This window comes from Butyrivibrio sp. AE2015 (assembly GCF_000420825.1).
Lineage (GTDB): Bacteria > Bacillota > Clostridia > Lachnospirales > Lachnospiraceae > Butyrivibrio.
On record NZ_ATVR01000011.1, the window covers coordinates 67,441 to 88,178 of the forward strand.

The window sequence follows — 20,738 nt, forward strand, 5'->3', positions numbered from 1 at the left end:
TGTAAACTTTATTATACCATGAATATGGCATAAATGCGCGTTTTTCTCACATTTCTATCTCTTTACTTCAAAAGAAATTGCCTCATTCGGATCAAGTGGCTTACTGAAATAATACCCTTGTATAGTATCAGCTCCATACTTGCGAAGTTTCTCATACTGCCACTCATACTCCACTCCCTCTATAGTTATAGTCTTGCCCATATCGTGAACAAGCTTTATAACATCCTCAATAAAGCTATCCTTGCCATCAATCAAATAAGCGTCTACCAATGATTTATCAAGCTTTATGTCATCTACAGGGACATAGATAAGATAAGCAAGTGATGAATAGCCGGTTCCGAAATCATCGAGAAGAGTTTTAATTCCCAGTCTCTTCAGACCTTCGAACAGGTCGTCAGTCTGTATTGAGTTTTCCAAAAGAAGACTCTCGGTAATCTCAATCTGGAGGTACTTTGGATCTACATCATAGATATCCAAGAGTTCTTTTAAGAAAGAAACATATCCAATATCATGTATCTGCTTACTCGAGAAGTTAATTGATATAGGATATAGCTTTCTCCCCTGTGCCATCCATTCAGACAACTGTTTAACAACCATTAACGTCACATGTCTGCCAAGTCTCGTGATCCACCCGCTCTTTTCGACAACAGGGATAAAAAGATTTGGTTCATAGGAGCCATCTTTCATTCTGATGAGCGCTTCAAATCCCACAAGTTCCTTTGTATCAGCCGAAACCTTTGGCTGATATTTCATATAAAAGCCGTCTTTTTCAAAGGCTTTTATAAACTGCGTCTTTATCTTCTCCTCGTTATTTACCTTATCTTTCATCACGTCGGCATAGACAAATATCATGCCTCTTCCGCGTTCTTTTGCTTCATACATTGCAATCTCAGCATTTATAATATGCTGCTCGGGATATGAAAGGCCATCCGAATTGGAAATACCCATGCTGGCAGAAAGAGCAATATTTATCCCGTTTGAGGTAAAAGACTGTGAAAAGAGCTTTTTCAGATCACATATCTTCTTAGAATTCTCATCAAGCCTTTCTGAAGGACAATAGATCAAAAATTCATCACCGCCATACCTTCCCAGAGTCATTCCGTTGGAGTGACAAAAACTCTGCAGATGATCAGCTATAGTTTTAAGAATTTTGTCTCCTGCTTCATGTCCATAGTTTTCATTAACATCTTTAAAGCCATCTATATCAAGCATTATTATCGAATAGACCTGATTCATTGTCACGTTGTCATTGAGGTACTCAACCATAGCTCGCCTGTTAAATACATCAAGGAACTCGTCGTGCTGGGCCTGATATTGCAATTTGTAATGAGAATTTTCTATTTCTTCTTTTGAATCTCTAAGCGCCTCATTTACTTTTTTCTCATTTTTAAGAGCCGCATACATTGCAGCGATAAATAGTACCATTGATGAGATCATCAGCAATGCTACCGGAAGTATTTCACTATAGTTATCAAAAAAAGTCGTAGGCCTGTCTATATATATTGTGTCTTTTGGCAGATTATCTATATGGATTCCATACTCCATAACAAGAGGATAATTGTATTCAGTCCTGCTTGGAGTATCCATGATCAAACTATACTCCGAAATCTCTACATCATGATTTAAAACATCACACATGATCTGCGCAGCATTTTTTGTCTGAACCCTAAAATCCATAAAGGTTCCACCCAAAACTCCCGCATCTCTGCCGCCGGAATAATTTCTGAATATAGGAACAGTCACATTGTTGACAACAGTTCTTGTTCTGTTGAGCATAGAATAATTGTTTCCGTACTTGTCACTATAACAAGTCATATAAAACAATATTGAGTTTTTAGGCAGATTCTGGAGACTTCGTATGAGCTCCTCCTGAGAAAGGGCGGAACTGTCTATATCTATAAATGTATAATCAGGATACTTATCTGCTAATGAATAAAAAATATTCATATCTGCTACTCCCGCCGCAGATTCATCATGAAGAGCAACGAGAGTTTTTCTGTCAGGGAGGCTTTCCATTGCAGTTTCCATAGTCTCCTGCAGATAGTCTTTTTCATAAAATCCAGCTGCCATAGGATTGTGGCTTGCCTCCTCGGCAAACTGCAGATCATTTATTCCATAAAATACAAGGGGCATTCCTTTAAAGAGTTCCGTTTGATACTTTAGCGCAAATTTAAGGGCATCATCATCACCAACAAGAACACCCTCATATGTTTTATCCCTGAGGAACCTATCCTTGAAGTAATCATGAAAAGTTTCAATGTCTTGCTCGGTACCAAATTTCTTTGTATTCATATAAACCGTGTCAAATTCTATTCCGTTGGGATATAATCCCTCTTTAAGGCCCATTTCCTGATCTTCAAATGTAAAATACGTAGGTTCGTAAGAACTAAGAACTAACACCTTATGCTTTACTTCTGAAGGAATCTGCGGCAGACGCCTGAATGCATTTTGCTGCATATGTTGTCCAAGCATGCCAAAAGCTGCAATAAGGCAAACCACACCCATTGCAGCTAATATATACCTCAAATAAAAAAGATAGTTCTTTCTCTTCATGCGATTTTACCCAAAATTGCTATCGAAAAAGTGACTATCTTAATTATATTTCTATTCATTATCAAATAGAATTAAAATTGTATAAAATCTTGAATACATAATTCTCGGATCATGCAACAACCTTGTGTATCCAGTTTCCACGCCTGAATCTTATGGTAAAAATAACACCTCTTATAGCCCAGTCAGCAAACATTCCAATCCATACACCAATAGCACCAACTCCCACAACCCTGATAAGGAATGTAGCAAGTGTAACTCTGCAAAGCCACATGGTAAGTGTTGCTACTATCATCGAAAACTTAACATCTCCCGCAGCTCTTAAAGCATATGGGATAACAAAGGATGGTGACCACAAAACAGGCTTGGCGATCGTGATCCATCCAAGCATGTATATACATAGGCTTGCACTTTCAGGAGTCATTCCCGCAAGGTAAGTCACTGGTCTTGCGATCGCATAAGCAAAAAGACAGCTGCTCAAAATAGCTATGTAGCCCCAAAGGATCATCTTCTTGGTATAGTAAATAGCCTCATCCTTCCTGCCTGCACCAAGGCACTGACCAACTATCGTCATAAGTCCTATTCCTACGCCTATTCCGGCAACGCCATTTACATTTTCAAATATATTGGTCATAGACTGAGCAGCAATAGCTGTTGTTCCCAAAATAGATACGGAAGACTGTATTGCCAGCTTACCAAACTGGAACATAGAATTCTCTATGCCATTAGGAATGCCCATGGCAAGAACTCTGTGAATCTTGTCTTTATCAGGCCTGATCGACAGATAATCTCTTATGCTGATCTCCAAGTCTTTATTTCTTAGAAATATCAAAAGAACTACCGCTGAAAAAATTCTGGACAACATAGTCGCAAGAGCTGCGCCATATACGCCAAGTCCAAAGCCCCAGATTAAAAGTGCATTACCTGTTACGTTAAGGATGTTGGATACTATAGCTACATTCATTGGAAGCCTTGTATTGGCCTGTGCCCTGAATATCGCACTACCAGCAGCTGCCAACGCAACTCCGGGGTAAGACAGAATTGTAAGGAAGAAATAAACACCTGCCGCTTCCATTACATCAGCCTCAACAGTTCCAAATATGAGCTTTAACAATGGCATTCTGAAGATAAGACCAAGGATCATCAAAAGAACAGAAATAAATGTAGATACTAAGATAACCTGCCTTGCAGCTTCTGAAGCTCTTTTTATGTCCTTCTGTCCAATATATGTGGAGCAGATAATGACGCCACCTGTAGCCATGGCATTAAAAGCCTGCACCACAAGGTTATTGATGGAGTCTACAAGTGAAACTCCCGAAAGAGCTGCTGCTCCAACGTTACTGACCATCATGGAATCAGCCATTCCCATAAGGGAGTTTAAGAATTGTTCAGCTATAATAGGAATCAGCAACAGAAGAAGCTTTCTGTTGCTGAACATATGGTTATTATTCATGTTATTCCTCTAAAAAAACGCAATCCTTATATCGCTCACATGCGCTCAGGTGCGTCGAAGCCTAAAAGATCGATACCTGTTTCGAGGACCTTAAGAGTGATGACAAGGAGTGCAATGTAGCTTTCCTTCTTGTTCTCATCTGTTTCAGCAAGGATCTTTGTTCCATGATAGAAACTGTTAAATGCATTTGAAAGGTCATAAATATATGCACAGATCCTATTTGGAGCAAGGTCTCTTGCAGCACTTTCTGCTGCATCTGCAAATCTTGTAAGCTGAAGCATAAGGTTCTTCATATCATCGCTGTCAGGCTTATCAAGCTTAGCTTCCTTAGCACTCTTTCCTTCTGCCTCGTACTTTTTAAGAATAGACTTGATACGGACGATAGTGTAAAGGATATATGGGCCTGTATCTCCCTCAAATGAAGTAAACTTCTCAACATCGAAGATATAATCCTTGGATGGCTGGTTAGAAAGATCGCCATACTTGATCGCTGAAAGAGCAACCTTGTGAGCTGTATCACGAGCTTCTTCATCAGAAATATCCAGGTTTCCTTCCTTGATCCTTGTGTACATCTTCTCATCAATCTCAGCTATGAGATTTTCAAGACGCATAACTCCGCCATCTCTTGTCTTAAATGGCTTGCCATCGCTTCCATTCATTGTACCAAAGCCTACAAAATGAAGCTCTGTCTCAGGCATAACAAGTTTTGTCTTTCTTGCGCAGCGGAATACCTGCTCAAAATAAAGCTCCTGTCTTTTATCAACCACATAGATAAGTCCCTGTGGATGGAACTCTTCCATACGCTGCTTGATAGTAGCAAGATCAGTTGTATTGTAAAGAGAAGCTCCATCAGACTTAAGGATCATGCATGGAGGAACCTCTTTAGTATCAGTCTCTTTTGCAACATCAACAACAAGTGCTCCCTGGCTGAGGTATGCATACTCGTGCTGCTTCATGTAGTCTACCATTCCCGGAATAACATCATGAACGTCAGACTCACCTCTCCAGAGATCAAAGTTTACATTAAGTTTTTTATAGTTCTGTTTAAGATCGGCAACAGATACGTTCAAAATATGGTGCCAAAGAGCTCTGTATGGCTTGTAACCATCCTGTAAAAGCTTTGTAGCCTCCATAGCTGCGGCCTTAAATGCCTCATCCTCTTTTGACTTCTTGCTGGCTGCAGGATATATCTCTTCAAGTTCACTGACAGTGAAAGGAGCTTCCTTAGGATATGCACCTTCATAATCAGGATCAAAATAGCAAAGATCAGGTTTTCTCTCCTTGAGACCTGTGATAACAAGTCCCATCTGAAGTCCCCAGTCACCAAGGTGAATATCGCCTATTACCTTGTAACCGTTGTATTTCAAAATTCTCTTAATACTCTCACCAATAACTGCTGAGCGAAGGTGTCCTACATGAAGAGGCTTTGCAACGTTTGGTCCGCCGTAATCAAGCATAAATGTAGGCTCATGTCCCGGAAGAGTTACTCCCATGTGCTTCTCATGGAGCATTCTTACAATGTAGCCTCTTACAAAATCTCCGCTTACAGTGATGTTAAGAAAGCCCGGTTTAACAGACTCTACTTTTTCAAACATTTCATTTCCCTGGAGCTTTTCGGCTACAGCATCAGAGATCACAAAAGGAGCCTTGCCATATTTTTTGGCACCGGCCATTGCACCATTACACTGGTATTCGCACAGATCAGGTCTATTAGAAATAGTTACCTTTCCAAGTTCCCTGTCATATCCTGCTGCTTCAAAAGCATCAGAAACTTCTTTTGATATGAGTTCAAGTACTTTTTCCAAAACTTACCCTTCTTTCTATAATAAAAAAATAATCATAATTTAAAATCAGACTAATGAATTTTAACAGAATAAAGCTGTTCTATCAATGGTTAAAAAAGCCAAAAAAATCCCGCTGCATCCAAAACCATAAGGAGTACAAAGAGTCCCTTCAAAACAAAGTCAATGATGTATAACCACATGACGATCTTACCAAATATGCTTTTTTTGTTTTTGACTCTTGCAACTATCATCAAGATGAATCCAATAACTCCTACAAACCATAGAAGCAATGGAACCATGATAATATTCAGGACACCAAAAAAGCCCAGACTCGTCAGCAAGCCAAAGCCGCCAAACCTGGAGATTATAAATCCCAAAAGAGACAGAAAGCACAGTATTTTATAGCCTGACTCCATAGGTACTTCATGATTATCAGCAGAGTTCTTTGCAGCAGGATAATCATAGTACTTTCCATAAGTCTGCTGCCATTTCTGCATTTGCCTGTTTTGGTACAATCGCTCCTGATTGGCAAGCTGCTGTTCCGTTAGCGGGTCAAGTACAATCTGACTATCATCATATTGTTTTTGAATAGGTTCTCCAGTTATCGGATCGTGAAGCACCAGTGAATCCGGTAAATCATTTTCATTTATACCTGTATCCATTACTCCCCATCTCTTTCCCGTTTTTCCTGCTCCCTTTGAGCCTTTGAATAACTGCATCCACAAAAATCCTGTCTGTACAGATCAAATTTATGGGATAGCTCAATTGAACGCTTGTATCCGTTTTTCTTTTTAAAATCCGATGGCAAAAATCTGCTTCCGGCCTTTTGCGCCGCATTTTCTCCCACTTCATTCAAAACTTCCGCATTTTTCAAAGGACTGATCGTAAGTGTAGTAGTAAAATAATCAAAGCCTTTTTCTTTTGCCACTCTCGCTGTTTCATCAAGTCGCAGTTCAAAGCACTTTCTGCACCTTTCTCCGCCCTCTTTTAAATGCTCCATACCTTTTGTAACTTCATAAAACTCTTTTGGGTCGTAAAAGCCTTCCAGAATCTTAATCTTTCGGGCTTTCTCATCAGAATTCATCCCATCAAAGTCTTTTTCCTCAACCTGTCTGTTGTATTCGGCTATAAGTCTCTTTTCCTCAATAACGCGCTTCGAGTACTCATTCTCAGAAGTAATATTGGGATTGTAGAAAAAAACAGTTATGTCAAAATACTCCCTCAAATACTCAAGGCAATATGAAGAACACGGAGCACAGCAGGCGTGTAATAAGAGCTTTGGATATTCACCGTTTTTCTGAAAATACTCTATCTTTCCCTCAAGCTCTTTTGAATAATTTCTTTTGTTCATTCCTTATAAACCCAGTTTATCTATTATCTCTTTTGTAATCTCTAAAGGAGTCTTACCATCTGTATCAATTATCATATCAGCAACATCTTCATAGAATGCTGCACGCTCTTCTAAAAGATCTTTTATCTTTGCTAGAGGATCCTCGGTTTTTAAAAGAGGTCTTTTATCATCATCCTTTACTCTCTCAAAAATTGTTTCAGGCTTTGCCCTTAAGTATACAACCTTTCCAATTTTCCTTAAAAGCTCTCTGTTTTCCTCTTTTACAGGCATTCCGCCTCCCAGGGAGATAACAAACTCTCTCCAGTGATCAGAATCTATAGCCTCCAAAAGATCAGTCTCCATTTCTCTAAAAGAAGCCTCACCTTCTGTCTCAAAGATCTCGTTTATAGTTCTTCCCTCAGTGTCTTCAATGACTTCATCTGTATCAATGAGCTCCAGCATCAGTTCTTCAGACAAAAGCTCGGAAACAGTGCTCTTTCCGCTTCCCATAAAGCCTTCAAGCACAATATTGGACGCTCCAACAACTTCAAGCATCATAGATCTGTAGATCTCATCCGCCTGATCTTTTGTTATCTTAATACCCTTATCCTCATTCCAGAGTTCATAAGCATCAATTCCCTGGTAAAGAAGCATTTTAAGCCCCGAAAATGTCCTGGCTCCCGCCTCTTTTGCAAGCTTCAAGAACTTTGTCTGAAGGGGTCTATACACAAGATCCATTGCTGAAGATACCTTCTTATAAAACTCTTCATCCTCTATTACAGCGCTGTTAACATCCGGGAAAAGACCTACTGAAGTACACTGGATAGCAATAAAGCTATCTTCTGATTCCAAAACCTTACGATAATCTCCAAGAAGCATCGGTACTACCTTCTCATCGCTATCATTAAGCTCAAGTGCAAGGTTTACTTCATCTGCCACATCTACAGCCTTTTCAAAGGTTCTGTTTAGTATATATACCTTTTTTGCCCCTTTATTGGCACATAAAAAAGCTGTCGGTCTGGCGACACCACCGGCGCCAAGAATAACCACTGTCTGATCCTTTAGCTCTATTCCTTCATCCTGCATTGCATGATAAAGACCCGTCATGTCTGTGTTATATCCCTTAAAGCCGCCATTTTCCGTCCTTACAAGAGTATTAACTGCTCCAATGGCCTTTGCAAGCGGATCAACATCTTCAAGAAATGGAATAACATCCGTCTTATAAGGTATAGTGACATTCATGCCCTGAATATCAAGAGCCACAGCTCCTTTTATGGCATTCTTAAGCTCTTTTTCCTTTACCTCAAAGGGAACATAGACCATGTTTATCCCTGTCATAGAAGCAAGTGAATTATGTATCAGCGGTGACATTGTATGTTTTACAGGATTACCAATGAGTCCGCATGTTCTTGTATATCCATCTGTGTAGTTCATAACTCTCACCCCGCGTGGTTATCTTATTCAGTAAATTTTACCTTTAATTCACCTGTAACGCAAGAGAATCAGAGTAACGAAAAAAAGCTACCGCAAGCGGTAGCTTCAACATTCCCAATATATCAGTTAAGTTTAATAACAAGTCCATCCTCTGTTCCTGAAATAACATTGGCAGCCTTGCCGGTCATATCCTTGTTTCCTACAAAATACTGATACTCATGAAGGATATGATCTTTTTTCATTCCTGAAATTGCCTGTTTCATATCATTTGATGCAATTCCGTCTCCGCCAAAGAGATCAACTGAAATGCCATCATACACTCCTAAAGAAATAGCAACATTTTCAATAGATGCATTATCTCTTTTAGGTACCTCAACAGTAAGATCCATCTTTTTCTCTTGCTGTTTAGGTTCGCCGAGATCTACGCTGGTATCCTGTGCTTCTTTTACCGGAGCAATCTGCGCGCTCCTGTCGCTGGCTGGCGGGATATTATATGCATTGTAACCTGAAAGGCCATTTCCTAATCTATTTAATGCCATAACGTCCTGCCTCCTTTCCTGTAATTATTCCCACAATCACTTCAAAAAGAATATCGGATACTTTTCTGAATCTCTTAATACCATTATATGGGAATAAAATAACATTTTAGACGGTCAGAACGTTATTTAAGATTAATTTAATCCTTTTTATATTTTATAAATAAATTGCCACTTACTGACGGATTCCTGCAGCTTTAAGAAGCTGGACAGTATATTCATCCTGAGGATTCTTATAAACATCGCGGGTCTTTCCATATTCCACGACTCTTCCTGATTTCATGATCATCACATGATCACTTATCTGATATACGACTCTAAGATCGTGGGAAATGAATATAATGGAAATTCCGAGCCTCTTATGAAGGTTCTGCAATAGTTCCATTATCTGGGCCTGGATCGTAACATCAAGAGCCGATACAGGCTCATCAGCAATCAACAGCCTCGGCGATCTCATAAGCGCTATCCCGATACATATTCTCTGTCTTTGTCCCCCTGACAATTGAGAAGGGTACCTGTCAAGCATCTCCAAAGGAAGCTCTATCTCCCCCATGATTTCTTCGACTCTCTTTTTGCGCTCCTCACTCGTCCACTTGCGCTTTTTATCTACCTTTAACGGTTCTTCCAAAAGCCATCCTATCTTTTTGGCCGGATTAAGCGAGCTGTATGGATCCTGAAACACCATCTGAGGTCCATCATATTTCTGCCACAAAGTGCCGGTATAATCCTTATTGATACCTACTATCGCCCTTGCAAGAGTTGATTTTCCGCAACCGCTCTCACCTGCTATAGCAAGAACCTCACCCTCTTCCATCTCAAAACTGACATCATAGAGAGTATGAATCTTCCTCTGCCCTGAAAAAGGCTTTCTTTTTCTGTTTTTATAATATACATTAAGGTTTTCTACCTTAAGTACCTTTGATTCTTCCATATTCGCAGACCTTTCAATCTCCAAGATCAATTTTGGGTATGGCAGCTATGAGTTTTTTAGTATATGGGTCCCTGGGGTTTCTAAATACATTTTCTGTATTTCCTGTTTCCACGATCACGCCCTTCTGCATAACAATAACTCGCTGACAAAGCTGTCTGACAAGACTAAGATCATGAGAAATAAAAATAATCGATGTTCCCATTTCTCTGTTAAGCTTTTTGAGGAGCTCTACAATCTGAGCCTGCACAGTGACATCCAGCGCTGTAGTCGGCTCATCAGCAATCAGGATCTGCGGATTGCCTATCATTGCAGCTGCGATCATAACTCTCTGTCTCATTCCGCCTGAGAGCTCATGAGGATACATATTGTAAACCTCGCTTGCATTTTCCAGTCCAACAGATTCAAGCATCGCAATAGCTCTCTTTTTCCTATCAGCCTTACTTATCTTGGGATGATGGATAAAAAGAGGTTCCTCCACCTGCCAACCAATTTTTTTAACCGGATTGAGAGAAGTCATCGGCTCCTGGAAAATGATTGAAATCTCATCGCCCTGATAGGTCCTTAGCCTATTTCTGTTACAGGTAAGAAGATTGTCGCCGTTAAACATTATCTTTCCTGTTTTTTCCATGGAATGCCTGTTCAAAAGACCTGCAATTGCCAGGGCACTCATGCTTTTTCCCGAACCTGACTCACCTACAATGCCCACAATTTCCCCTTTGCCAAGCATCAGATCAAAGTCCTCTACTACTGTTTCAGGAAGCTCATGATCATGAAATTCTATATGAAGATCTGTTACATCCAGTATTATTTCCATCTTCTGATACCTTCTCCCAAAAAGGAAAATCCTAAAACCATAAGTACAATTACAATTCCCGGGCATAAGCATATGCTGGGCACTGTAAACATGTACTGCTGCGCATCTGAAAGCATTTTACCAAGGCTTGCAAAAGGAGGCTGTGAGCCTACTCCAAGGTAGCTAAGACCTGCTTCGGCAAGAACTGCATTGTTAAATCCAATAAGGATTGAAGAAGCTAAAACATTTTTAATATTAGGAAGTATGTGAACAAATATCATTCTGATATCTGACACTCCCTGAAGCTTGGCACTCTCTATGTAGTCCATGCTCTTTACTCTTAAGACCTCGCCTCTTACTATCCTTGCAAAGCTAGGTACAAAGGCAATTCCAAGGGATAAAAGAAGCTGTGACCATCCGGTTCCAAATACACTGACAATAACAAGTGCAAGGAGAATACTTGGGAAGGCAAAAAGAGCATCTATAACCCTCATGATAACTTCATCGAAGGCTCCTCCGTAGTATCCTGTAAGTGCGCCTATTATGGTTCCCACACCTGCACCTATCAAAACGGTTCCAATTGCTATAAGGAGCGTGATCCTGCTTCCATACATAACTCTGCTGAACACATCACGTCCCATGTTATCAGTTCCCATAAGGTGCTTAAAAGAAATACCCTGAAGCTTTTCTGTTGCACTCATCTTGGTAGGTTCATAGGGCATCCAGAATATTCCCACTACTACAAGGAGTACTATTAGCCCTGTTATTATTAATCCCGCTATCATGTAGGGATTTTTTTTCAGCTTTTTTAAGAAATCCTTCATCACTCTGCTATCTCAATTCTTGGATCGATTATTCTGTAAATTATATCTACAAAAAGATTTATCACGATAACTATGGCTGAAATTCCCATAATGATCGCCTGTACAACGGGATAATCCCTGTTGCTGATACTTGCCAGCAAAATCCTGCTGATTCCGGGAATGCTAAATACCTGTTCAATAACGATACTGCCTGCCACCATGTCTGCAAGAAGCATTCCAAAGAATGTGATAACCGGTATCATGGCATTTTTAAGTACATGCCTGTAAAGCACACCACTTGTATTATTTCCTCTGCTATAAGCCGTTCTCGTATAATCTTTTTCAGCCTCATCAAGAAGGCTCGACCTCAGCATCTTAACTGTCATTGCGATCTTAGGAAGTGCGATGGCAACTGAAGGGAAAATCAGATACCTGATAAATTTAGACGTATTTTCTGTATAAGATACGAATCCACCCGGAGTAAACAGCTTAAAGATCATTCCAAATATGAAAGTGATCAGGATTCCGGAAAAGAAAGGTGGAATAGCCATAATTATCTGATTTGTTATGGTAATCGTCTTGTCCAAAAGACCATTTTCATGTTTAGCTGTTGCGATTCCAAGAGGAATTGAAACCAAAATCGTAAGCAGAAATGACATAATAGCCATTGTCAGAGTAATCGGGATCTTATCAATGATCATACCCGCAACCGGAACATTGTAGTTATAGGAAGTTCCCATATCTCCATGAAGAAAGGAGGTAAACCATCTGGCGTACCTGACCAGAAGTGGATCATTAAGTCCCATCTGTTGTCTCGTCTGTTCAATAAGCTCCTGTGAGGCTTCTGTTCCCAGTTTTCTAAGGGCCGGATCACCCGGAATAACGTTAAAAGCGAGGAATACGCAAAACGAAACCACCACCAAAGTCACAATCATTGAAAAAAACTTTTTGATGATATATTTCATATCGCATTCCTCGCTATATCTTACTTTTCTTTACTGTGCAGGTCTGATTTTAGCTATATCCTGTACATAAAGAGGATAAAATTCATATCCTGTGAATTTCTTATTAAGAGCAACAAACTCAGGAAGGTCCTGAATATATACATTAGCTGCTTCTTCTGAAAGAATCTTAAGGCACTCTTTATAGTACTTGGTCTTTTCAGCATCATCAGAAGTTGCTACTGCATTTGCATAAGCTGCATCATATGCATCGCTCTTGAAGTTGAACATGTTCTTGCTTGAATCTGAGCAATATCTTGCAAGAAGAGCTGAAGCAGAAAGAGTAGAAGCATCAAAGCCTACAACTGTTGCCTCATAGTTCTTGTCAGAATAAACATCACTGAGCCATGTATTCCATTCAACTTCCTGAATATTGGCTGTAACACCAATAGCCTTAAGTTCCTCAGCAATAACCTGTGCAGTATCAACGTGCTGCGCATAGTTTGATGGAACTGTAATTGTAAATGTAAATCCATCAGGGTAACCAGCCTCAGCCAAAAGAGCTTTCGCTTTCTCTACATCCTGATTATAAGTATCATTAAGAGCTGGATCATAGTACTTTGTAAATGAAGGATACATAGCACTACCGATCTCTGTTCCGGCGCCATCAGAAACAAAATCCATAATCTCCTGAGGGCTTATTGCATAGCACAGAGCCTGTCTTACCTTAACATCATCAAAAGGCTTTACTGCGTTGTTAAGGTACATAGCCTGAACCAGGTTCATTGTGCCTTCGTAAATATCAAACTTATCTGAAAGCTGAGCTACCTGAGCGCTTGTAAGACGGGCAACCATATCAAGTGATCCGCCTTCAAGATCAAGTACGATCGCATCTGAGTTAGCCTCAACTTTGAATACTACATCCTTAATGTATGCCTTATCGCCCCAATAGTCATCAAATCTTGTAACGATGAAGTTCTCCTGTGGTGAGCTTGAAACATACTTGTAAGGGCCTGTACCAATTGGATTAGTAGCAGGATCTGTATTGCTCTCTGGAATGATAGCCACTGTAAGAAGTGGTAAAAACTCTGAGTTTGGAGTTGTAAGAACAATCTCTACATGGCTGTCATCAATAATATTTACACTTTCAATATTGGAAAATGAAGAAACAAGTGGCTCGCTTCCATCAGCGCCCCTGTTGCGGTCGATAGAATACTTGATATCCTCCACTGTAACCAGACTTCCATCATGGAACTTGATTCCATCGCGAAGTGTAAATGTGTAAACCTTGTTGTCATCAGAAATGTTAACTTCACTTGCTACAGCTGGGATAAGATTACCGCTAGCGTCAGGCTTTACAAGGCCTTCAAAGACGTTAAATAATACCTCTTTGATTCCAGCCCCCGTTGCGTAATGAGGGTCAAGATCGCTTATATCCTGAGGTATACCTACGATAAGCTTAGAAAGATCATCTGCAACCGCTTCAGACGCTGTATCAGCTGTGCCAGTCACTGTTTCAGTGCTCGCCCCTGCGCTCTGGTCCAAAGAAGCAGATTCCCCTGCCTTGTCACTTGAGCATCCACTCAATGCAACAGTCAGTGTTGTTAACACGATCATCAGAAGTGATGATACTCCCTTTCTCATAACATCTCCTCTAATCATGCTAAAATCTTCCTCCTATGAAATTGTTTTTTCGCCACGTATGCGCATGTTATAAAGCAACGCAGCAATACGTATGTAAATATATAGCCTTGACAATAAGTTGTCAAGGCTATTACTTGTACTTTTTATTCTACTTTTTATTCTTTCTTTAAAAGAGGTGTGTTCTTGTCTGTGCTGTCTGTTATAGTCCCCTCTGCTTCCTTCTTGAGGACTGACTTCAATTCATCCATAAATGTGTTCACATCCTTAAACTCTCTATAAACAGATGCAAATCTGACATAAGCTACAGGATCAAGATTTTTCATCTTATCCATAACAATCTCACCTATGGATCTGCTGGGGATTTCCTTCTGCTCCATATTAAAGATCTCTGTCTCTACCGCATCAACCATTTTAGTGATCTGCTCAGCACTTACAGGCCTCTTATGACACGCTCTGAATACTCCTGCCTCTATCTTGGCTCTGTCATATGGTTCTCTCACATCGCCCTTCTTGATAACAATAAGAGGTATTGTCTCAACTTTTTCATATGTAGTAAAACGCTTGCTACAGGAATCACAGACCCTTCTTCTCCTAATTGACGTATTATCGTCAGCCGGTCTTGAATCAATTACTCTGGTATCATCTTTCCCACAGAATGGGCACTTCATAACTTTTCCTCCATTTTCCGATTTGACATGTCCACTACATATTGGTGAAAAAATCAAACAACTACACAAACTATTGTAGCATTGTTCAGGCAAAAATAAAAGCCTTTTGCATAATTTGCAAAAGGCTTTTTAATACTATTTCGTTAATTTTTACTTTCTCTGTAAGAAATCAGGAATTTTAAGTGACTTTGGCTCTACTGTGCTCTTGATATCTGTAGGTCTGTTGATACCAAGATTTGGCTTAGGAGCTGCAGCACTGTTCTCTCGAGAAATACCAATTGTCTCTACTGAAGGCTGGATAGGAGTTACTACTGAAGATGGTGTAACAGTTGTAGCATGTGCTACGTTAACTGTAGGCTGTGGAATTGAAACTGGTGTTACAGGTGTTGCCTGCTGAACCGGTCTAGCTGCAGCTGGCTTAGCTGCCACAAGCTTATCATCAATTCCTGTAGCGATAACTGTAACTGTGCAAGTATCAGTCTTATTCTCATCATACATTGCACCAAAGATAACATTTACATCATCGCCGGCAAGTCCACGAACATAATCAGAAGCCTCCTGAGCATCTGTAAGACTGATATCACCAGAGATATTGATGATAACATCTGTAGCTCCGTTAACCTTAGTCTCAAGAAGTGGACTCTCAACCGCCATCTTAACAGCATCCGCTGCCTTATCATCACCCTTACCAGTACCAATACCGATATGAGCAATACCTTTATCCTTCATAACAGTCTGTACATCTGCGAAATCGAGGTTGATAACTGCAGGTACATTGATAAGATCAGTAACACCCTGAACTGCCTGCTGAAGTACTTCATCAGCTTTCTTAAGGGCATCAGGCATAGTTGTACGTCTGTCAACAATCTGAAGAAGTTTATCGTTAGGGATAACAATAAGTGTATCTACATTAGTCCTGATATTAGATATTCCGAGCATAGCGTTCTGCATACGAACACGAGCCTCGAAACTGAAAGGTTTTGTAACCACACCAACAGTAAGAATACCCATCTCTTTGGCAAGTTTTGCAACAACTGGAGCAGCACCTGTTCCTGTTCCGCCACCCATACCACAAGTAACGAATACCATATCAGCGCCCTTAAGTGCAGCAGAAATCTCTTCTGCGCTCTCCTCAGCAGCTTTCTGGCCAATCTCAGGCTTTGCACCGGCACCAAGACCCTTTGTAAGCTTCTCTCCGATCTGTAAAAGCTTAGGGGCTTTGCATAACTGAAGTGCCTGTTTATCTGTATTTATACCGATGAACTCAACACCGGTAATGTTTTCGTCTACCATTCTATTTACAGCATTATTTCCTGCACCGCCGACCCCAACGACAATTATCTTGCAGGCATTTTCTGCTTCGTTTGACTTTATCTCCAGCAAAACAACTCCTCCTTCATAATCCATAGACTCCTAATAGCTATGATACGATTTTTTTGTTCAATTATCAACCTGTTTTTTTCCTTTAAATTATTGTTTTTGTACAACAAATTACTGCTTTTTTTCCTGAAAAGTCACGTTTTTTGTATCTTCGTCATAATCTTTCATTTCGAGCAAACCTGTTTTACCTTCAAGTTTAGGTAAAATGTACTGAAGTTGTATTATTTTTTCATCTATATAGTCTTTTGTGCCTATACTTACTTCAATTCCCTCAAAATACAGGTAAAGATTATACTCGCTGTCAAAAAAGATCTTGTTTGCCTTTAAGTTGTACTTGGACAAAAGCTGTGTGATATCAAGGATTTCCTCAAAAACCTCCTCGTTATCTATTGGCAGTTTTTCGTATAGTACAACATATGAAAAGCTAAGTCCTAAAACCTCAGGAACGTCATCACTGGCCTCCAATGAGCTTTCAACCACTATTCCATCTCTGTCAAAATAAATATAATGGCCCAAATACGAAATATATCCTGCAACCGCTTTTTCGTATACATTTATTCTTACAGTGTCAGGGGATACTATCTCAACACTCATTTTTTCTACAAAAGGGACACCTTCTATTGACTTGTTCCTGTATTTTAGTGAAAGATACAGTGAATTGTGACAGAGTTTATCTGTCATTACCATATCGATAACTTCTTCGTTTGTGTAATGTGTATTGCCTGTTACATAAACGTTTGTAATGGTGTAATTATCCCTTATGTAAGTGAATGCCAGAAGTCCTACGATCAAAACAATTACGACTATACTGATGATAATATAAAGACTCCTGTTATATCTTAAGGAGTCTGTGATCTTTTCAAAAAAACTTCTGATATCTATATTATTCTTTTTTCTTGGTCTGGGTTTTCTACGCTTTTTCTTTGCCATCTATATCATCTTCCTATATTTCTGGCCACATTAAGCGCCATGCCAATTTCTGCAAGCTGAACGATAACCGCGGAACCACCGTAACTAATAAATGGAAGTGTGATCCCGGTATTAGGTATGGTATTGGTTACAACCGCGATATTAAGGATAACCTGAATAGCAATATGACCCATAACGCCGATAACAAGCAGTGCTCCAAACATATCAGGGGCATTATTGGCTATTACCATCAATCTCCAGATAAGAAGAAGGAACATGAGCATTACCGCGATTGCTCCAAAAAGTCCCAGTTCTTCGCAGATAATGGAAAAGATCATATCGTTCTGAGCCTCTGGGATAAAGCCCATTTTTTGCATGCTCTCGCCAAGACCTTTACCAAATATCCCGCCTGAGCCAATAGCATAAAGAGCCTGAATAGTCTGGAATCCCTTACCGCTGGCGTAAGCAGCGGGATCAAGCCATACAAGTATTCTTTTGAATCTGTAGTTCATTCCACTTGAATCTGCTGAATTAGCAACAATAAGAACAATTACAGTGGCCAAAGCCAACACAGAAAGAGCTGCGATAACATACCTCTTATATCCGGGTGTAGACACAAAAAGCATTACTACAGCAATGCCCATGATAATGATCGCAGAACTTAGGTTTTTGGTGATTCCATATACCAAAAGCGAAAGAAACGCCGGAAACGCAAGCATTGTCCCAAAGCCTTTTGGATCAAGCAGTTTCTTTTTTAGAGAAATAACAAGTGTCGCAGAAAAAACAATTACGGCAAATTTGGCAATCTCGGCTGGCTGAATCGAGATACCTGCAATATATATCCATCTCTTTGCGCCGTTGATGGTTTTTCCAAAAGGGATAAGAAGAAACAATAATCCGGCTGCGAGCGCATAGATTGGAAAAGCAAATTTCTTCAGGATCCCGTATGGAAAATAGGACATGAAAATCATAGCTCCAAGTCCAATGATCGTTGGTCCGAGCTGATGTTTAAAGTAATAGGCTGAGTCTCCATAGTCCAGATTGGCTTCGTAGGAACTTGTTGAATAAAGCATAACCAGTCCAAAAGCCAGCAAAAACAGAACTATGAAAACCAGACTATAGTCTATATATGATTCAACTTTTGGCTTTCTAAGTGTCTTGACTCTCTCCACTTTAATCCCTCATAACATAACAAATACCGTAAAAGAGCACATTACAGCGCATTTACGTATTCCTTGAATTTCTTTCCCCTGGTCTCATAATTTGGGAACATATCCCAGCTTGCGCATGCAGGTGATAAAAGAACCGCATCACCCTCATCAGCACTTTCTGTACAGAACTTAAGTGCCTCTTCAAAACTGTCTTTAAAACAGTAATTGGTAAATCCATGCTTTTTAGCGCACTCTGCAATCTTTTCTCTGGTCTGGCCAATAAGGACCAGAAGTTTTACCTTATCTCCAAAGTTCTCAATCCACTCGTCATATTCACTGCCCTTATCATAGCCCCCGCCGATAAGGATTGTTGGCTTGCTCATGGCCCTTATGCCCTGAATAGCTGCGTCAGGATTGGTTCCCTTGGAATCATTGTAATAGTCAACGCCATTCTTTGTAGCAACAAACTCAATTCTATGCTCTACTGCCTTGAAGTTACGAACAACGTTAAGAATTGTAGCAAGCGGAACACCCATAGAAAGAGCTATTGCTATGGCTGCCATAACATTTTCAACATTACAAAGTCCAACCAGATTCATATCATGAATGTTCATAATCCTGGTTGCATTGCCTGCTGTACTCATAAAGATCTCATCGCCATCAAGGAAGAATCCGTCAGAGAGCTTTTCTTTTGTTGAGAAAAAGATCACCTTAGATGGACATCTATTTCCAAAATCTCTTGTATATTCGTTGTCATAATTAAGGACACAGGTATCATCCTTTGTCTGTCTGTTTGTGATATTTTCCTTCATGGAAGCATAGCATTCCATTGTATGATGTCTGTTGAGATGATCCGGTGTAATATTAAGGATTGCTGATACATTTGCATGGAAATTATCAACAGCCTCAAGCTGAAAAGAACTGATCTCACCTGTAGTAACAGAGTCTTCAGTCATCTTAAGTGCGCTTTCAGCGTAGGATACGCCTATATTTCCAACTACGTATGTATCTGCAAAATGAGCCTTCATAATATCGCCCACAAGAGTTGTAGTGGTAGTCTTACCATTTGTTCCTGTTATTGCAACCAGCTTACCTTTAGAAAAATTGTAAGCCAGCTCAATCTCACTCCAGATAGGTATATTTTTCTCTTTAATTCTCATAACTGTAGGTGCATCAAGAGGTACTGCAGGACTTGGAACAGTCAGAGAGAGTTCATCCAATATTTCATCTTCAATATTTCCAATGATGATCTGTGTATTATCCCTATCCTCTTCGTGGAGTTTTTTTCTGATATCTTCTTCAGTTACCTTTGTATTCTCTTCCAATACGATCGGCACTGCACCAACCTGATGAAGGAGTCTTACTGATCCGACTCCGGAGAGACCTGAACCAATTACTAGTACTTTTTTTCCAATAATATCTGCTGCTTTCATTTTACATTCCTTCGTATATCATTAGTTATCTCAAACCGGCATAAGCAATAAGGCACATGAGTATTGTCACTGTAGTAAACACATTCACAACCTTAGTCTCAGACCAGCCACCTTTTTCAAAATGATGATGAATAGGGGCCATTCTGAAAATTCTTTTGCCGTGTGTTATCTTAAAATATGAAACCTGCATAATAACCGAAACAACTTCCAACGCGTAAATAAAGCCCACTATCACAATGAATATAGGCATATGCATAACGTACGCTATTCCGGTAACAAATCCGCCTATGGCAAGGGATCCTGTATCTCCCATCATTACTTTTCCGGGATATACGTTATATACAAGATAGCCTAAAAGAGCTCCCATCATAGCTGAAGACATAACCTCAGCCCCTGTTGCTCCTGTCACCATTCCAGCTACCGCAAAAAATCCTGCTACAACTGCTGTTACCGATGCGCAAAGGCCATCAACTCCGTCTGTAAAGTTTGTTCCGTTGGCTGTTCCAAGTGCAATAAAGAATAGGATTGGAATATTCCAGAATCCAAAATCAAGCATTATATTTGTGAATGGAACCTTCATTGCAAGGGAAAGATCAGTAAATTTCTCTACATAGAGGGCAAATACAACTACAATAATGAGCTGTCCCACAATCTTCTGCCATGCACGAAGCCCCAGATTATGCTTTTTTACTACTTTGATATAATCATCAATAAAACCAATAAGTCCAAAACCAAAGGTGAGAATAAGCACCGGAATAACTTCCTTATGCGCTGCGCCGTACAAAACTCCTATAATAAAGAAAGGAATAAGGAATATGATTCCTCCCATTGTTGGAGTTCCGGTCTTTTTCTGATGGGACTCAAGTCCCTCTTCACGCTCTGTCTGACCTGCCTTAAGCTTTTTTAACATACCTATTACTGAAGGTCCGATAATAACTGCTACAAGAAATGATACAAGAACAGGTATCAGTGTTCTGGTTAAATAGTTTTCCATAATT

General features: G+C 39.9%; 18 protein-coding genes. All 18 read right to left on the reverse strand.

Annotated elements, in window-relative coordinates; translation table 11 throughout:
- Positions 1–54: 54 nt before the first annotated feature.
- Entirely contained in the window at positions 55–2,553 is a 2,499-nt protein-coding gene (locus G585_RS0107620; protein ID WP_022774114.1) for a bifunctional diguanylate cyclase/phosphodiesterase, read from the reverse strand.
- A 109-nt stretch (positions 2,554–2,662) separates the two neighbouring features.
- The gene (locus G585_RS0107625; protein ID WP_022774115.1) at positions 2,663–4,003 is read right to left on the reverse strand and encodes an MATE family efflux transporter; all 1,341 of its coding nucleotides are present in this window, start codon (positions 4,001–4,003) and stop codon (positions 2,663–2,665) included.
- Between the two features lie 35 nt (positions 4,004–4,038).
- Positions 4,039–5,808, reverse strand: a complete 1,770-nt coding sequence (argS, locus tag G585_RS0107630; RefSeq protein ID WP_022774116.1) for an arginine--tRNA ligase — start codon at positions 5,806–5,808, stop codon at positions 4,039–4,041.
- Positions 5,809–5,897: 89 nt separating this feature from the next.
- Positions 5,898–6,449, reverse strand: coding sequence for a hypothetical protein (locus G585_RS0107635; protein WP_022774117.1), 552 nt, complete (start codon positions 6,447–6,449; stop codon positions 5,898–5,900).
- Positions 6,449–7,138: an epoxyqueuosine reductase QueH gene (locus G585_RS0107640; protein ID WP_022774119.1), complete on the reverse strand. Its 690-nt coding sequence runs from the start codon at positions 7,136–7,138 to the stop codon at positions 6,449–6,451. The genes G585_RS0107635 and G585_RS0107640 overlap by 1 nt, the downstream gene beginning before the upstream one ends.
- A gap of 3 nt (positions 7,139–7,141) precedes the next feature.
- Positions 7,142–8,551 carry a shikimate dehydrogenase gene (aroE, locus tag G585_RS19355; RefSeq protein WP_022774120.1) on the reverse strand — a complete coding sequence of 470 codons (1,410 nt, stop codon included), beginning with the start codon at positions 8,549–8,551 and terminating at the stop codon, positions 7,142–7,144.
- 122 nt (positions 8,552–8,673) lie between these two features.
- Complete coding sequence (locus tag G585_RS0107650) at positions 8,674–9,090, reverse strand: hypothetical protein (protein ID WP_022774121.1); 417 nt, start codon at positions 9,088–9,090, stop codon at positions 8,674–8,676.
- A 172-nt stretch (positions 9,091–9,262) separates the two neighbouring features.
- Positions 9,263–10,018 carry an ABC transporter ATP-binding protein gene (locus G585_RS0107655; RefSeq protein WP_026663848.1) on the reverse strand — a complete coding sequence of 252 codons (756 nt, stop codon included), beginning with the start codon at positions 10,016–10,018 and terminating at the stop codon, positions 9,263–9,265.
- A 13-nt stretch (positions 10,019–10,031) separates the two neighbouring features.
- The gene (locus tag G585_RS17555) at positions 10,032–10,832 is read right to left on the reverse strand and encodes an ABC transporter ATP-binding protein (RefSeq protein ID WP_051142971.1); all 801 of its coding nucleotides are present in this window, start codon (positions 10,830–10,832) and stop codon (positions 10,032–10,034) included.
- Entirely contained in the window at positions 10,823–11,635 is an 813-nt protein-coding gene (locus tag G585_RS0107665; protein WP_022774123.1) for an ABC transporter permease, read from the reverse strand. The genes G585_RS17555 and G585_RS0107665 overlap by 10 nt, the downstream gene beginning before the upstream one ends.
- On the reverse strand, positions 11,635–12,579 hold the full coding sequence (locus G585_RS0107670; protein WP_022774124.1) for an ABC transporter permease: 945 nt from the start codon (positions 12,577–12,579) through the stop codon (positions 11,635–11,637). The genes G585_RS0107665 and G585_RS0107670 overlap by 1 nt, the downstream gene beginning before the upstream one ends.
- A gap of 30 nt (positions 12,580–12,609) precedes the next feature.
- Positions 12,610–14,199 (reverse strand): ABC transporter substrate-binding protein, encoded by a 1,590-nt coding sequence (locus G585_RS0107675; protein ID WP_026663849.1) that lies wholly within the window; start codon positions 14,197–14,199, stop codon positions 12,610–12,612.
- Positions 14,200–14,354: 155 nt separating this feature from the next.
- The gene (gene nrdR, locus G585_RS0107680; RefSeq protein WP_022774126.1) at positions 14,355–14,867 is read right to left on the reverse strand and encodes a transcriptional regulator NrdR; all 513 of its coding nucleotides are present in this window, start codon (positions 14,865–14,867) and stop codon (positions 14,355–14,357) included.
- Positions 14,868–15,017: 150 nt separating this feature from the next.
- Positions 15,018–16,250: a cell division protein FtsZ gene (gene ftsZ / locus G585_RS0107685; RefSeq protein ID WP_026663850.1), complete on the reverse strand. Its 1,233-nt coding sequence runs from the start codon at positions 16,248–16,250 to the stop codon at positions 15,018–15,020.
- 108 nt (positions 16,251–16,358) lie between these two features.
- The gene (locus tag G585_RS0107690; RefSeq protein WP_022774129.1) at positions 16,359–17,177 is read right to left on the reverse strand and encodes a cell division protein FtsQ/DivIB; all 819 of its coding nucleotides are present in this window, start codon (positions 17,175–17,177) and stop codon (positions 16,359–16,361) included.
- A gap of 5 nt (positions 17,178–17,182) precedes the next feature.
- Positions 17,183–18,328 (reverse strand): FtsW/RodA/SpoVE family cell cycle protein, encoded by a 1,146-nt coding sequence (locus G585_RS0107695; RefSeq protein WP_022774134.1) that lies wholly within the window; start codon positions 18,326–18,328, stop codon positions 17,183–17,185.
- 41 nt (positions 18,329–18,369) lie between these two features.
- A complete protein-coding gene (gene murD, locus G585_RS0107700; protein ID WP_022774135.1) occupies positions 18,370–19,740 on the reverse strand; it encodes a UDP-N-acetylmuramoyl-L-alanine--D-glutamate ligase in 1,371 nt (456 codons plus the stop codon).
- A gap of 25 nt (positions 19,741–19,765) precedes the next feature.
- The gene (mraY, locus tag G585_RS0107705) at positions 19,766–20,734 is read right to left on the reverse strand and encodes a phospho-N-acetylmuramoyl-pentapeptide-transferase (RefSeq protein ID WP_022774137.1); all 969 of its coding nucleotides are present in this window, start codon (positions 20,732–20,734) and stop codon (positions 19,766–19,768) included.
- Between the last annotated feature and the right edge of the window lie 4 nt (positions 20,735–20,738).

Excerpts from the sequence above, each read along its gene's own strand:
- G585_RS0107620 (WP_022774114.1), bottom strand. The coding sequence starts at position 2,553 with ATGAAGAGAAAGAACTATCTTTTTTATTTGAGGTATATATTAGCTGCA.
- G585_RS0107625 (WP_022774115.1), bottom strand. The coding sequence starts at position 4,003 with ATGAATAATAACCATATGTTCAGCAACAGAAAGCTTCTTCTGTTGCTG.
- G585_RS0107635 (WP_022774117.1), bottom strand. The coding sequence starts at position 6,449 with ATGGATACAGGTATAAATGAAAATGATTTACCGGATTCACTGGTGCTT.
- G585_RS0107640 (WP_022774119.1), bottom strand. The coding sequence starts at position 7,138 with ATGAACAAAAGAAATTATTCAAAAGAGCTTGAGGGAAAGATAGAGTAT.
- aroE (WP_022774120.1), bottom strand. The coding sequence starts at position 8,551 with ATGAACTACACAGATGGATATACAAGAACATGCGGACTCATTGGTAAT.
- G585_RS0107650 (WP_022774121.1), bottom strand. The coding sequence starts at position 9,090 with ATGGCATTAAATAGATTAGGAAATGGCCTTTCAGGTTACAATGCATAT.
- G585_RS0107655 (WP_026663848.1), bottom strand. The coding sequence starts at position 10,018 with ATGGAAGAATCAAAGGTACTTAAGGTAGAAAACCTTAATGTATATTAT.
- G585_RS17555 (WP_051142971.1), bottom strand. The coding sequence starts at position 10,832 with ATGGAAATAATACTGGATGTAACAGATCTTCATATAGAATTTCATGAT.
- G585_RS0107665 (WP_022774123.1), bottom strand. The coding sequence starts at position 11,635 with ATGAAGGATTTCTTAAAAAAGCTGAAAAAAAATCCCTACATGATAGCG.
- G585_RS0107670 (WP_022774124.1), bottom strand. The coding sequence starts at position 12,579 with ATGAAATATATCATCAAAAAGTTTTTTTCAATGATTGTGACTTTGGTG.
- G585_RS0107675 (WP_026663849.1), bottom strand. The coding sequence starts at position 14,199 with ATGAGAAAGGGAGTATCATCACTTCTGATGATCGTGTTAACAACACTG.
- nrdR (WP_022774126.1), bottom strand. The coding sequence starts at position 14,867 with ATGAAGTGCCCATTCTGTGGGAAAGATGATACCAGAGTAATTGATTCA.
- G585_RS0107690 (WP_022774129.1), bottom strand. The coding sequence starts at position 17,177 with ATGGCAAAGAAAAAGCGTAGAAAACCCAGACCAAGAAAAAAGAATAAT.
- murD (WP_022774135.1), bottom strand. The coding sequence starts at position 19,740 with ATGAAAGCAGCAGATATTATTGGAAAAAAAGTACTAGTAATTGGTTCA.
- mraY (WP_022774137.1), bottom strand. The coding sequence starts at position 20,734 with ATGGAAAACTATTTAACCAGAACACTGATACCTGTTCTTGTATCATTT.